We start from the raw sequence: 14,200 nt of genomic DNA on the forward strand, positions 1-14,200 counted from the left end.
GGGAGGCAACCGGCAACGAAGCAGGAAGCTTCCGCCGCGAGGCGGAAGGGATTCCCCCGGCTTTAGCCGTCGGGAGGAAACTCAAGATGCCACCTTGACGATGAGGCTGCCGTTTTCGTGAACGGTCGCGGATGTAGCTGGGGGAAGCACGATCGTGGTGTCGCTCTGCTCCACGACCAGGGGGCCCTGGAGATGCTGGCCCGGGAGCAAGGATTCCCGTCGTAGTACGGGAACCGTGTGGGTACCGTCGCCGAAGAAGACGGTCCGTTCATGGGCTGGCGCGTGCTCCGTCGAGGTAGCCATGACCTGCTTGACGGCCTGGCGCTTGCCGGTCACGACCGTGCGAAGGCTGATCAAGCGGATCGTGCCCGAGGGATTGCGGCCGTGGTAGATCGCGAGGTACTGCCGGTGGAACTCCTCGGCGAGCCTGTCCGGGGTCCACGCCTCGCGCTCGTCTCCGAGAGGTACGCGGATCGAATAGAGCTGCTTGCTGAAGCTCATCTCGGCGATGTGCTCCACCGCGACGTCCTGCTCGGTGAACCCGTCGGCCTCCAGGGTCTTGCGTCCCAGCTCGGCCTGATCGGCAAGGACACATTCGACGCCTCCGGCCGTGCACTCGGCGACATCGGAGCCGACGGCGGTGACGTAGTCGTACTTCACGTCGGCGATCAGACAGCCGTATGCCGACAGCGCACCGGGATGCGGAGGGACCAGCACGGTCGTGGCGCCGACGGCACTGGCCAGCTCAGCGACGTGCATGGGGCCCGCGCCGCCGAATCCCACCAGCGCGAACTCGCGCGGGTCGTGTCCCTTGTCGACACTCACCATGCGGATCGCGTTGGCCATCTTCTCGTTGGCGAAGCGGATGATCGCGAGCGCAGCCGCGGTCATGTCGAGGCCGAGCGGTTCGGCGACGTGCGAACGGATGGCTTCGACTGCGGCGTCGCGGTCGAGCGCGAAACCGCCCTGTGTGCCCAGTCGCTGGTCGGCCGCGATCCGGCCGAGCACGATGTTGGCGTCGGTGACAGTGGGGCGTGTGCCGCCCCGGCCGTAACAGGCAGGGCCCGGATCGGAGCCCGCGCTTTCGGGGCCCACCTGGAGGATTCCGGCGCGGTCGACCGACGCGATGGAACCGCCGCCGGCGCCGATGGTCGTAATGTCGATCATCGGAACCTTGATCGGGACCCCGTAGTCGATGGCGCTCTCCGCGGTCACCGCTGGGCAGCCGCCGGGGATCAGCGCGACGTCGAAACTCGTGCCGCCCATGTCGCAGGAGATGACATCGGGCAGACCGGCCGCCTCACCGAACGCCGCCGCGGCGACCGTGCCCGCGGCAGGACCCGACAGCAGCGTGCGCACAGCGAGCTCGCCAGCTCGGCGGGCCGGGATCAACCCGCCGTTGGACTGCATCACCTGCACGTCCCGGGCGAACCCCTGATCCTCCAATCGTTGCTGCACCGCACCGAGGTAACGTGACATCGGCGCCCGGACGAAGGCGTTGGCCACCGTGGTGGTGGCCCGCTCGAACTCGCCCAGTTCCGGGCACACCTCGTACGATGCGGTCACCTCCACGCCAGGCAGCAACCGGCGCAACTCCTCCGCGAGCGACCGCTCGTGGTCGGCATTGACGTAACTGTTGATTAAGCAGACCGCGACACTCTCCACGCCGGACCCGCGTAGCGACGTGGCGGCGGCCTCCACCGATTCTCGGGACAGGGGTTCGATCACTCGCCCCTGCGCGTCGACGCGTTCGTCAACCTCGAACGACAAGCTCCGCGGAACCAGTGGCCGATACGTGCCCGTCAGACCGTACGTCGTGGGCCGGTCGCGCCTGCGCAGCTCCAGCACATCGCGGAAACCCCGCGTGGTGACCAACGCGGTCCGCGACCCCTTGCGCTCCAACACGGCATTGGTCGCGACCGTTGTGCCATGCACGACCGCGTCGAGTTCCGCAAGCGGCACGTCGAACTGCCGCAGGCCGGTGAGCAGGCCGTCCGCGTGCCGCCCCGGCGTGGAAAAAACCTTGGCGAGCCGGAGTTCCCCGGTTCCCGCGTGATACAGCAGCACATCGGTGAACGTGCCACCCACATCGATTCCAGCGACGATCTCCATTGTGAGTATCAACCTCGGTGTTCCTCAGCCGGTCAGGGCCGGCTGGATAGCAGTTCAGTCATCTTCTGCGCCGCTTCCGCCAATGGCTCGATCCACTGGTCGGTGCGGAAACGGCTGCTGGGCCCGGCGACGCTGAGCGCGGCCACGTAATGTCCGCTTGCGTCGGCGACGCCGGTGGCGACGCCAGAAATCCCTTCTGCATACTCCTCGTCGTTGAGGGCATAGCCCTTCCGGTGAATCTCCGGGAACAAAGCCTTGAGTGAGGATTTGGTGCGGACGCTGTTTGCGGACACACGCGGCAGCGCCTCACCGGGGTAGAGGCTGTCGACCTGGTCGTCGGTCATGTGCGCGAGCAGGAACTTCCCCGAAGCACAGCTGATCAACGGCATCCGCGTGCCCACACCGATCTCGGCCCGAAGCACGTGCTTCGTTTCGAACCGCTGAATCATGATCGCGTCACGGTTCCGCGGGACCGCCAGCGACACGGCTTCCCCGCACAAGTCAGCAAGCGCACGCATCGGTGCGATCAGATCACCCCCGAACCGCGCCGCGTCCGGAACGGCCGATCCCACCTCGAACGCCGTCAGGCCCAGCCGATACCGGCTATCCGCGGTGCGCTCAACGAACTCCTGTTCCAGCAACGTGGCCAGCAGGAGATGAGCCTTGCTCTTCCCGATCTCCAGCGCCCGCGCGACCTCGGTGATACCCATCCCGCCCGGGTTGTCGGCGAGTAGTCGCAGCACGCGCAACGCGGTAGCCGCCGTGCTCGAAGTACGCGATGTGTTTGACATATACGAACACCTTTCGTAAGATGCGAACACACGTTAAGGAGTACGCGCAGCCTAGTCAAGGCTTCGCGTGTTTTCGTTCATGCAAAACCCGGCGAGCCAAGGCCGAGAAGCAAAGCCTGGGCAGGGCGGACTACTGCTGGTTCACCGCGCCGAGCAAGGCGCTGCGATGCGCCGGGGCAGCGGTTTTGCAGGACTGCGAGATGGGTGGCGCTGGCGAGCGCGGTCCTGGAGCGGCGCTGGGGTTGGCTGTCGCAAAAGAGCCGGGGATCTGAGCCTCCGAGGCGAGCAGAGGCTGGGGTCGTCATTGGCGGAATCGCGGTCCTGGCTGCGGCGAGTTGGCGGTGCTTCGAGCTTCCGCGACCATGGCCGCGATCTGGGTGCGGGAGGCGAAGCCGAGTTTGGTGAGGATGTGTTCGACGTGGGCTTCCGCGGTGCGTTGGGAGATGACCAGGGTTTCGGCGATCTGCTTGTTGCTCATTCCTTGGGCCACGAGAGCAGCGACTTCCCGTTCTCGTACGGTGAGCTGTTCGGTTGGTTCGTTGCGCGTGGCCGTCCTTTGGGCGGGGGTATGCCCGAGGAGCTCTCCTGCCACGTCGCGGAAGGACAGTCGGCCCCCTTCCGTGAACGCCTTGGTGTAGGCCTCTTCTCCGAATGACCGTCGCACCTCTTCTTGGCAGAGCTGTTGGTACTCGTTGAAGTAGGAAAACAGGGTGCCACCGAATTCGCTGCGGAGGGTGTGAGCTACGCCGGGCAGGCGAGCTGCTTGCTTGTGCTGGCCGGTGCTCGCGGCTATCCAGCTCAGGGCTTCCAAGCAGAGTGCGGTGCAGTACTTGTCGTGGAATTCGTCTTGCGCTGCCAGGCATTTCAGTTCGAGCTTTCGAGCACGGGGCAAGTCGCCTTGGCGCCAATACTCAAGGCCCAAGCCCCACAACGCGTAGGCACGGCGCCACCGTTCGGCGTGTTTCTCGCACAGGTCCAGGAGGTTTGCCACTGGGCCATCGCCTGTCCGTCGTCACCTTGCATCCAGTAACTGAAGCTGAGGAGGATCTTGGCCGTGATTCCCCAGTCCCAGTCCTTGCTGGGGGTGGAGATGTTATCGAGGAGCGCGATGGCGCTGGAGAAGTCGTGCCGGTGCATGGCAGCGAACGCCTCAGGAACCTTGTACCAGCGCGCATCGATGGTGTCGCCGAGGTCGTCAGCTAATTGCTTGCTCTCGCGCAACATGCGGGTCCCTGCGGTGAGGTCGTTCTGCAGCAACGCTAGAAGCAAGGCCGGGTAGTTAAGGCGTGAGCCGGTTTGTCAACCCCCCGGGAACGGGCAACGGAGTCCCTGCTAGAACGGTGTCGACCAAGATCACCAGATAGCAGGAACTCCGTTGGATACCCAGTCTGTCATTACCCGCACGATCACCGTGTCCGGGGGCCGGTTCGCACCCGGTCACCTCGGTGAACTCACCCAGCACTTGCCCTTCGAGATGGTCGATGAGGCCCTGACCGCCACCCGCACCACGCAGTCCCGGCTGCGGGATCTGCCCTCACGGGTGGTGGTCTACCTGCTGCTGGCCGCGTGTCTGTTCCCCGAGATCGGCTATCCCGGTGTATGGCGCAAACTCACCGTCTCCCTCACTGGCCTGCCCTTGGTCACCCCCACCACCAGCGGACTCGCGCAAGCCCGCCGCAGGATCGGCGTCGCGCCCTTGCGATGGTTGTTCGACCTGCTCCGCGGACCGGCGGCCACGGTGGGGCAGCGCGGAACCTGGTGGCGTGGCCTGCTGGTCTGTGCGATCGACGGCACCATTCTGACCGTGCCCGACAACCCCAGAATGCTGGCCCGTTTCACCAAACACCCCGGCAACCACGGTGGCACCGGTTATCCCCAGATCCGGCTGGTGGCCCTGCTCGCCTGCGGCACCCGCACCCTGATCGACGCGGTGTTCGGCCCCACCACCACCGGCGAGACCACCTACACACCACACCTGCTGCGCAGTCTGCGACCAGGGATGATCCTGCTGGCCGACCGCAACTTCGGCGCCAAAGACCTCATCACTGAGATCGCAGACACCGGCGCCGACGTCCTCGTCCGGCTGAAAAACGGCCGCAAGATGCCAGTCCTGGCCCGATACCCCGACGGGTCCTACCTGTCGATGCTGGGCCGGCTGCTGGTACGGGTCGTCGAGTGCGAGATCACCATCTCCACCACCGCCGGCCGGCACACCGGTGTCTACCGGCTGGCCACCACCCTGACCGATCACCATCACTACCCGGCCGCCGAGTTGATCACCTTGTACCACCACCGTTGGGGTGCGACGTGAGGTCGCACGATGTGAGTGGTCACGTTGTTTGGAGGTTCCCCTAGTGAAGACGTGATCCGGTCCAGTGTCCGCGGGATCGTCTCCGCCTTGGCATGCGTCGTGGGTAACCGCGGGGTGTGAAGCCCAGGGTAAAAGCCGAAGCTGCTGCTGTTCCACCCAGCGGCAGCGGGCGAGGAGAAGGCCGGACGGGTGAATGTAGGTGAATCTCCGCATGCTTCGTAATAGTGGCTTCCGCCGGTGGAATGTGTCAGGCGGATGACAGGGCTGGCCGTTGAGAAACGGCAGGTGCCGATCGGAGACCCAGCGCTGATCGGGAGGACACCACCGCCCCGGAGTATAGGAGGCACCCACCCCGGCCGCATCTCACACGTGCGGAACATGGAAACCCCGGCGGAGTCCTGATCGCCTGGGGGCGGGCAGGTAGGCCAACCGCGAGGAAGGCGGAATCCTCTGCCGGGAACAAGATGCCCAAGAAGCAAAAGCCGGTCATGCCGATAACGGCGTCATCGTCATCGGGAGAAACCCTGGTGGCGGTGGACGAAAGTCAACAGGAAACCAGCGGCAACACGACGGCACCTCCCGGCCGCCGCCACTGGATAACTGGCCGGATACCGGGCCTGGTGCCCGGGCCTTGAAAGAGGCGCTGACGTGGGCAGGTGAGCCTTTGAAGACAAGCAGCCGAAACCCTGGAACCGAAGGACAAGTTAGACACCGATGGTGAACGGACCCAAGGACGTGACCCTCGACTGGGCCGCCATTGACTGGCGCCTGCACGAGGAAAACGTACGGCGGCTACGGCAGCGGATCTTCAAGGCGGCGCGGGAGGGTTCCCTGGCCACGGTCAGGAACCTGCAGAAACTCATGCTGCGGAGCTGGAGCAACACGCTGGTCAGCGTGCGGCAAGCGACGCAGTTGAACGCGGGACGCAAAACCGCCGGGGTCGATGCGGAGGTCGCCTTGACTCCTCAGGCCAGGATGGAGCTGGCGGTGCGGGTGCATCGCGAAGCCGCAACCTGGCGTCCCCGGCCGGTGAAGAGGGTTTATATACCCAAGGCGGGAAACCGTGCAAAGCTGAGGCCGCTCGGAATTCCGGTCATCGCGGACCGCTGCCATCAAGGCAGGGTCCGTAATGCACTCGAAGCTGAGTGGGAAGCCCAGTTCGAACCCAAGTCTTACGGGTTTCGACCGGGGCGAAGCTGCCATGACGCGATCGGGGCGATCTTCCAGACCTGCTGTTCCGCCAAGACCAAGCGGGTCTGGGCTCTGGACGCGGACCTGGCAGCGGCATTCGACAAGATCGACCACAACCGGCTACTGGAAGCACTCGGGTCTTTCCCGGCCAGGGACCTGATCCGGGAATGGCTGAAAGCCGGTGTGATAGAGGAAGGAAAAGGGTTCACGCCAACCGATGAGGGCACACCCCAGGGTGGCGTGATCAGCCCACTCCTACTGAATGTCGCTCTGCATGGGCTGGAAACAGCAGCCGGAGTCCAATACTACCCCGCCGGCACCAGCGAGGCGAGGAAAATCAAACCGGGCTCACCGATGGTAATTCGGTACGCCGACGACCTGGTCGCACTCTGCCACAGCCAGCGGCAGGCACAGGAAATCAAGGCCAGAATCGCTGAATGGTTGGCACCCAGGGGTCTCAGCTTCAATGAGGAAAAGACCAAGATCGTAAACATCGATGATGATGGGTACGACTTTCTGGGCTTCAACATCAGGCGGTATCACGGCAAGCTGCTGATCAAACCATCGAAAGCGGCTGTCCAGCGAATCCGGGAACGGCTCCGCACCGAGTTCCGCGCCCTGCGCGGGGCGAACGCGGCTGCGGTCATCGCCAGGATCAACCCCATCACCCGGGGTTGGACGGCCTACTACCGGGGCGTGGTCTCGTCCAGCACATTTTCCAGTCTGGACAACTATCTGTGGGTGCTCTGCTACAAGTGGGCAACCTTCAGCCACGCCAACAAGCCGAAGAAATGGATCGTGGCCCGCTACTTCGGCAAATACAACAAGTTCAGAAACGATCGCTGGGTGTTCGGTGACGCCGCCAGCGGCACCTACCTGGCGAAACCCTCCTGGACCGGCATCGTCCGGCACACCATGGTCAAGGGCGCGGCATCCCCAGATGACCCTGCCCTGGCCGAGTACTGGGCCAACCGGCGACGGCGCGTCAAACCCCCGCTGGACAGCTACACGCTGCGCCTGCTCACCAAGCAGGACGGCCGCTGCCCGATCTGCCGGGGACCGATCCTGACCGCCGACCAACCGCAGTCCCCCCCACGAATGGGAACGGTGGTGGCAGCACGTCGTCCGACGGGCGATCAACGCCAACTACCTCACCCATCACGGACGGCCCAGCTCACCAGACGGTGACCACACCCGCCTCGTCCACGCGGCCTGCCAGCGCGAACTCCTCGCTCGCCAGCGCAGCCGCACAGCCTGCACTCCCACACCGCCCTCGCGGCTTGCTTGCGCTGACTCGCGGTGAAAGCCGCACGGGCAGTGCTGAGGGGAGGCCAGCGGGGCAACCCGCTGGCCTTACCCGATAGATCGAAACCGCCTACCTGGAACTGAAATCGTCCATCCTCGGCGGCCGGGTGTTACGCGCCCGCACCCCGGCTGGCGCCGAACAGGAGATCTACGCCCTGCTGGTCACCTACCACCTGCTGCGCACCGCGATGGCCGACGCCACCAACACCCAACCCGACATTGATCCCGACCGAGCCAGCTTCACCATCGCCTACCAGGCCGCCCGCGACCAACTCATCCAGGCCGCCAACGTCATCGCCGACACGGTCATCGATCTGGTCGGCACCATCGGCCGCCATATCCTGGCCAACCTGCTCCCCGCCCGACGACTACGGGTATGTCCCCGCATCGTCAAACGCGCCATCTCCAAATACCAGGCCCGAGGCCCGAACATCGACCGAACCAGCTACAAAGCCACTGTCGGCGTCGACATCCTCACACCCGCAGACCCTTGACGATCACTACAACAGCCAAACTTCACGGCCTTGACGCTAGAAGGGTAGCGCTGGCGAGCGCACGAGCTCGGGCGACGCTGGGTTGGTCGTGGTGGCCCAAGAGGCGTTCGAACCAGCGGCGTCCTTCACTGACGAGTCCGTTGACCCTCCACACGTCGCGGCATGCGTCGGCGATCCGCAAATCCTCGTGGGATTGCCCTGACGTGGCAAGACAGAACTCCATCGCGGCACGAATATTGGTCTGCTCCAATAGCATTCGGTCCGCGATCTGTTCCTGGGTGGCCCCGAACCATCGATGATGGGTGTCCTCGGCAAGCTTCAGATACCACGCCAGGTGCCGTTGTTGGACGTCGAGTTCCTCCCCGTCGGCGCAGAGGATCTCCCGGCCGAATTGGCGGATGGTTTCCAGCATCCGGTAGCGGACGTGTCCATTCAGGGTCGAAATTCGAATGCCTGGCTAGTTGATCTTTGTGGTCAGGCTGGGGTGACTGGTGGCATCCAGGGGTTGCCGGTGAGGGCGGTGGACAGGGTGGGCCGCGCGGCGAGGTTCCTGCTGAGCAGGTCCTTTTCCGGCGCGGCCTCCCTCCGAACCACGCGGACTAGTTTCCCAGTACGTGGCTCTCCAGCGATCTATGCCGCGTTCGCGGCGGGGTGCCCGTGATGGATGGCCTGGTGGCAGGGATGGCAGACCACGAGGGTCTTGCGGCGCATCCTGGTCATGAGTGCCGCCCAGACGGGCTGATCTGGGCCGGGTTCCCCGAGTTGTGTGAGTTTGCGGACTTGGTGCACGAGCACCTTGGCCGCATCGCCACACAACTCACACCGCCGCTTCAGGAGCCGGGAGACCAGCTCCTTACGGGGATGAGGAACCGGCATGGGGACGCGGTCGTGTAGCTTTGCGTCCCTGTTCCGTGCAAGGGGTATCCCGCCGAACCGTGCGACCAGTGGCTGCTTGCCGTCGCGTTCGACGCGGGCTTCAAAGCAGGTGCGCAGCCCTCGCGGTGTGGAGATCTTGGCCTTGTGACGGGCCGCCATCTTGCTCACCGTGGAGTTGTGCTTTGCCGCCAGCGTCTTGAGCATCGACGTCTCGGCGACCCAGCGGAGCCGGGAGAGCCGCCAGACGTCGATGGCGAGCAGGTAGTACTGGACGATGCCCCGGTATTCGTTCCCGTAGGTCTTGACGATGTCGTAGTCGTCGAGATTCTGCATGGGACTGCGGTGCCACGGTGTGCCGTGTCGCAGGTAGGGGGCGCTCTTGGCCGTGATCACATCGAGTGGCACCCGCAGCGCGATCTGTCCGTTGGCCGTTCGACGACCACCGGTGATGCGGGTGTCGTTATGTTGGGTGATGATCTCATAGCCGAGGTATCGCGCTGCCCGGGTCCGGGCGTGCGTGATCAGTGTCTTGTCGGCGGATAGTTCCAGATTGAGTTCGTCACGCAGGAACGTCTCCAGCTGATCTTTGATTCTCTCGGCTTCGACCTTGGGTCCGGTGAAACCCAACAGGTGATCATCCGCGTAGCGCGAATAGCGCAGCCGCCGATAGCCAGAATCATGGGGATCCCCGGCCGGTAGGCGGCGAAGCTGGCCACGCAGTGTTCGGGCCTTGGCCCGATCGCCGCGTCGTCGCGCTTCCTTCAGACCGTCCTTGATTTTCTGGTAGGCAGGATTGCGAGCCCTGCGCTGCCCTTGGGTGTGTTGTGGGATAAGAACGGTCTCGACAAACTTGTCCAACTTGTCCAGGTAAATATTCGAGAGGATGGGCGAGGCGGTCCCACCCTGTGGCGCACCGCTGAGGGTGGTGTTGTATACCCAGTCCTCCAGGTATCCGGCCCGTAACATGTTGCGTATCAGCCGCAGGAACCGTCCATCATGGATCTTTTCCGCCAGGATCTTGATCATTATTTGGTGATCAAGACTTCCGTAGCAGTCGAAGATGTCTCCCTCGATGAACCAGACCGTGCCGGTCCAGGTGTTGGTGATCTGCCGCAACGCGGTGTGGCAGCCCCGGCCGGGACGGTACCCGTGCGATCGGTCGGAGAACTGTGGCTCGTAGTAGGCCTCCAGAAGCAGGCGCACCACTTCGCCAACAAGTTTGTCCGACCAGGTGGGCAGCCCAAGCGGGCGTAGCTTCCCGTTCTTTTTCGGGATGTAGGTCCGCCGTGCGGGAGAGAATCGGTAGCGTTCGTGACGCGTTGCTTCGATGATGGCGTTGATTTTCTCCAGCGACATGCCGTCCGCGGTTTCCTGGCCGACCCCGGGCGTCATCGCACCTTGGTTGGCGTAGATGCGTCCGTAGGCCAGCAGATACAGATCCTTGTTGAACAGTTGTCGATACAACTCGTTGCACGGCAGACCTTTCCTGCCGCGTTCACGGAGGACACCCAGCACCGTTTCAGCACTCTGCATTTCGCATCCTTCCCGGTCTCGATGGTGTCCGATCACCTGTGCCCCTTCGCCCTGCGGACGGCCTTCCCGTCCTCCTTGGCAGGTCGTCACTCCTGCGACTACTACGGGCACTCTGTCGCCGTAGGGCTCGCGCCCCGTAGGCGATCCCACGTTCGTCCTTGAATACGGTTCTAGCGTGACGTAGGCGACCCACTCATCTCCTTGAATGTCCTCATTGGACATCGCTTCGCCTCAGAAGGTTGCAGCAGGTGGATTGACACCCTGCCGCATGAGACGACACCGGTTTCAGGCGTTTTCTTCCGGCGGGCGTTCAGTTGCACCAACTGGAGATTGGGCTTCAGGCAATCCAGCTTTCGCCATATCACGCCGGGTCCCCCAGCGCGCCGCCCCACACGCCTGGGCACGACCGCTGGTTTTCTGGCATGCTATTTTCCCTTGCGCTCTTTCGGGCTCCGGTCAGCCATCAGACCCAGAAATCCACCTCCAATCTCTCCCTGCTGAGCAGGGCATATATCCAAGGCGCCTCGTGGCGCAGCAATCCCCTGAAACTGTAGAGGGTTGATTTGTAGGGATGTTGTAGGTTGTGGTCAGCGCCGCGCTGCTGGGGCGGGCGGGACCGTGGGTCCTGCCCGTGCCGCTGCGCGTTAGGGGCCGTAGAGGCTCCGGGGTCAAGGGCGGGCCGCTGGCCCGTCGCGTAGCGATCGCGAAGCGACCCTTGAGGCCGGAGGAGCGGCCCCGTAGCCTTGCGCGGCGCGGTCTGGTGTGGACAGTGGCGGCGAAGCCGCCTCGATTGGTATTTCATGCCGCCGTTCTCGGTGCCTGGGGTGCGTTCGCCTCAGTGGTTCGTGCGTGTTCGTAGGCGATGGGGCTGAGCATGCCGTTGGTGGAGTGGCGGCGGACGGTGTTGTACTCGTCGATCCACGCGGCCACCGCCGACCGAGCCTGCCCGCGGGTGGTGAAACGGCGTGTGCTGAGCAGTTCGAACTCCAGGGTGGAGTTGAACGACTCGGCCACCGCGTTGTCCAGCGCGGAGCCGGTGCGTCCCATGGACTGGGTGATATCGGCGCCGCGACACGCCGCGACGAAGATGTTACCGGTGTACTCGCCGCCCTGGTCGGAATGAAACACCACGCCCTGCACGGATCCGCCGCGGATGGCGATGGCCACGCACAGCGCCGCCCGGGCCAGCTCGGCGTCGTGGTGGGCGCCCATGGCGAACCCGACACAGCGGCGGGAATACAGATCCAGGATCGCTGCCAAATAGAGTTTTCCCTCATCGGTGGGGATTTCAGTGAGATCACCGCACCAGCGTTCGTCGGGCCGATCCGGTGGGCGGAAGTCCCGGCGCACCGCATCCGGTGCCTTCCGGGCCCTCCGGTCCGGCCTGGTCGCCGACCGGTGTCGCCGCCTGCCCCGGGCCACCAGGCCGGACTCGGCCATCAGGACCGCCACCGTGTTGGGCGAGACCCGCCAGCCCATCTCCCGCAGATCGGCGGTGATTCTCGGCGACCCGTAGGTGCCGCGATGAACCCTGAACAAATACGCGATCACCGACGCCAACGCCACCCGGCGTTTGTGCCGCAGCGAGGGATCACCACGACGCCACTTGTAGAACCACGCCTGCGACACCCCCAGAGCGCGGCAGGACACCGCGTGCGGGATACCGTGTTCCACCCTCTGAGCCGCGATCAAGACAGCGAGGCTCACCGCCCCATCGCGTCCTTGACCCAGAGGGCGGCCGAGCGCTTGAGCACATCACGCTCCATGGCCAGCTCGGCGTTCTCCTTACGCAACCGGTTCAGTTCGTCACGCTCGCTCTCGCTGAGCGCCCCGTCGCCCTTACGAGCCCGCCGGTCGAGGTTCACCCACCGACCCAGCGTGCCCTCCTTAATCCCCAGCTCCCGGGCGACCCGCGCGATCGGCTTGCCCGTCTCCCGAACGATCCGGACCGCGCCTTCCCGAAACTCTCGATCGAAATGCCGCCGTTCCACGGCCATCACTCCTCATCGGCGATGCCTCTACGGTACGAGGGGAAACCCACGGCGTGGATGGCGTCGATGGCGCGTCGCCCGTGGTTGGTGGCGCTGGTCAGGTAGGAACGGACTCGGCAGAACCGGGCCAGGTGGCCAGGGTGTGCCAGTAGCCGGAGACTTTCTGATGCAGTTTCGGGCTTTTCAGCGCTTGCTCGGAGGCGTTGTTGGTCCAGGGCACCACGAACACCCTGGTGAACAGCCAGACTTGGTTGGCTTTGCCGGCCAGTCGGGTGGCGAGGTTGTAGCCGGGGTGGTTGCCTTTGTCCCAGTCGCGGTGGCGATTCCCCAAGCGACGGCCTTGTCGTAGCGGGCGCGCAGGTCGGCTAGCAGGTCGGGGTCGAGGCGATCGGCCCCGGTGGCGTGGGCGTCGGCGACGGCGGTGTGCGCTTCGCGCAGCACCTTGCGGACGGTGGCGGCCCATCCTTGCTGGGTGGGGTGCAGGTCGAGAACGCCTTGCAGGTGGCGGAACAGGTGCGCCACACACTGCTGGACCCCGGCCAGCCGGGCGTCGAACTGATGCCAGGCGGTGTAATCATCGCGCACGAGATACCCGGTGTAATCGTTGAAAAGCCCGAGGGTGCGCAGCGCTTTTTTGGTGCGTGCCGGCAGGTTCCGGTACCACACCAGCCGTTCATCCGGGGTGCGCACACAGACCACATGTGGGGCGCCGGGGACCGGTTGGCCGTCCTCGCCGGTGTCGGGGTGTGCGATGTTGACCGGTGTTTCGTCCGCGCACAGCACCGGTTCGGCGGCCAGCACGGCGCGCATCGCGTCATCGAATCCTGCCTGATCCAACGCCTCAACGACACGTTCGTGCGCGCGGGCGACGAACCCGGTCGACACCGGAGCGGAAAGCAGCGCTTCCATCAGCGTCGCGGTGCGCTCCACCGGCACATTCCCGGTCGAGGACAGCAGGACCGCCGCGGCGTTGACGTTCGGCCCGTAGCACACCGCCCCGGCCTGCCCGAAAGGAACCGCCGCGGTCGTGGTCTTCCCGCAACTGCCACACTGCCGCTTCGGCAGCCGGTACTGCACCCGCCGCAGCCGGATCGGCGGGGTGTCCCAGACCTGCGTCCAGGACATCCCCGCATCCCGGCCCTCGGCCAGATCCGCACTACACCCCGAACATCGCGTCGGTTCGGGCGCGGTCTCGCTGCGATCCGGGTTGACCACCGGCACCAAACCCGACCCTGGATGTCCTTGCTGGCCACCGGGCTTGCGGTCCTTCGACCGCACCCGCTGCGAGCGCTGCGCGCGGCGTTTTCCCTTCGCTGCCAGCGAGTCCTGCGATGGCGGCGTTGAGGAATTCGTCGAATCCGTACCCAACCTGCGCTTCAGCTCAGCGTTCTCCGCCCGCAGCCGGGCGTTTTCTGCCTCCAAGGCCTCAACCCGAGGCACCAAGCCCTCAACCAAGGACACCAACTCGTCATACGAGGGCGCGGGCTGCTCCGGTCCGGACACAACCCCAATGATCAACGATCAACCCTGCAAGATCAAGCCAGCCAGCCCGCAACCACAACCCCAGCTCAACCAGACCCTTGAATGGCACAGAGC

12 protein-coding genes are annotated in these 14,200 nt (G+C 64.8%); 3 read left to right on the plus strand and 9 right to left on the minus strand.

Annotation, left to right across the window (positions count from 1 at the left end; all coding sequences use genetic code 11):
- Positions 1 to 81 precede the first annotated feature (81 nt).
- The 4 genes from ACRXBZ_RS38170 to ACRXBZ_RS38185 form a co-directional block, all read right to left on the minus strand.
- The gene (locus ACRXBZ_RS38170) at positions 82 to 2,112 is read right to left on the minus strand and encodes a hydantoinase/oxoprolinase family protein (protein ID WP_433883227.1); all 2,031 of its coding nucleotides are present in this window, start codon (positions 2,110 to 2,112) and stop codon (positions 82 to 84) included.
- Positions 2,113 to 2,144: 32 nt separating this feature from the next.
- Positions 2,145 to 2,903 carry an IclR family transcriptional regulator gene (locus ACRXBZ_RS38175; RefSeq protein WP_433883228.1) on the minus strand — a complete coding sequence of 253 codons (759 nt, stop codon included), beginning with the start codon at positions 2,901 to 2,903 and terminating at the stop codon, positions 2,145 to 2,147.
- Between the two features lie 301 nt (positions 2,904 to 3,204).
- On the minus strand, positions 3,205 to 3,795 hold the full coding sequence (locus ACRXBZ_RS38180) for a response regulator transcription factor (RefSeq protein ID WP_433883229.1): 591 nt from the start codon (positions 3,793 to 3,795) through the stop codon (positions 3,205 to 3,207).
- Positions 3,768 to 4,160: a hypothetical protein gene (locus ACRXBZ_RS38185; RefSeq protein ID WP_433883230.1), complete on the minus strand. Its 393-nt coding sequence runs from the start codon at positions 4,158 to 4,160 to the stop codon at positions 3,768 to 3,770. Before ACRXBZ_RS38185 ends, ACRXBZ_RS38180 begins: the two co-directional genes overlap by 28 nt.
- Positions 4,161 to 4,278: 118 nt before the next feature.
- Between ACRXBZ_RS38185 and ACRXBZ_RS38190 the strand changes: the two genes are divergently transcribed.
- From ACRXBZ_RS38190 to ACRXBZ_RS38200, 3 genes are all read left to right on the plus strand, one after another.
- Positions 4,279 to 5,214, plus strand: coding sequence for an IS4 family transposase (locus tag ACRXBZ_RS38190; RefSeq protein ID WP_433883231.1), 936 nt, complete (start codon positions 4,279 to 4,281; stop codon positions 5,212 to 5,214).
- 714 nt (positions 5,215 to 5,928) lie between these two features.
- A complete protein-coding gene (gene ltrA / locus ACRXBZ_RS38195; protein WP_433882425.1) occupies positions 5,929 to 7,593 on the plus strand; it encodes a group II intron reverse transcriptase/maturase in 1,665 nt (554 codons plus the stop codon).
- 224 nt (positions 7,594 to 7,817) lie between these two features.
- A complete protein-coding gene (locus tag ACRXBZ_RS38200; RefSeq protein ID WP_433879291.1) occupies positions 7,818 to 8,204 on the plus strand; it encodes a hypothetical protein in 387 nt (128 codons plus the stop codon).
- Between the two features lie 22 nt (positions 8,205 to 8,226).
- Here ACRXBZ_RS38200 and ACRXBZ_RS38205 read toward each other — a convergent pair whose 3' ends face one another.
- The 5 genes from ACRXBZ_RS38205 to ACRXBZ_RS38225 form a co-directional block, all read right to left on the minus strand.
- Positions 8,227 to 8,616 (minus strand): hypothetical protein, encoded by a 390-nt coding sequence (locus ACRXBZ_RS38205; RefSeq protein ID WP_433883232.1) that lies wholly within the window; start codon positions 8,614 to 8,616, stop codon positions 8,227 to 8,229.
- Positions 8,617 to 8,834: 218 nt separating this feature from the next.
- On the minus strand, positions 8,835 to 10,613 hold the full coding sequence (locus tag ACRXBZ_RS38210; protein WP_433877661.1) for a reverse transcriptase/maturase family protein: 1,779 nt from the start codon (positions 10,611 to 10,613) through the stop codon (positions 8,835 to 8,837).
- Between the two features lie 798 nt (positions 10,614 to 11,411).
- The gene (locus ACRXBZ_RS38215; protein WP_433883233.1) at positions 11,412 to 12,320 is read right to left on the minus strand and encodes an IS3 family transposase; all 909 of its coding nucleotides are present in this window, start codon (positions 12,318 to 12,320) and stop codon (positions 11,412 to 11,414) included.
- Positions 12,317 to 12,610, minus strand: a complete 294-nt coding sequence (locus ACRXBZ_RS38220; RefSeq protein WP_433883234.1) for a transposase — start codon at positions 12,608 to 12,610, stop codon at positions 12,317 to 12,319. Before ACRXBZ_RS38220 ends, ACRXBZ_RS38215 begins: the two co-directional genes overlap by 4 nt.
- A 177-nt stretch (positions 12,611 to 12,787) precedes the next feature.
- Positions 12,788 to 14,122, minus strand: a complete 1,335-nt coding sequence (locus ACRXBZ_RS38225) for an IS66 family transposase (RefSeq protein ID WP_433883235.1) — start codon at positions 14,120 to 14,122, stop codon at positions 12,788 to 12,790.
- Between the last annotated feature and the right edge of the window lie 78 nt (positions 14,123 to 14,200).

Origin of the sequence: Saccharopolyspora hattusasensis, assembly GCF_050972075.1 — a bacterium.
Lineage (GTDB): Bacteria > Actinomycetota > Actinomycetes > Mycobacteriales > Pseudonocardiaceae > Saccharopolyspora > Saccharopolyspora hattusasensis.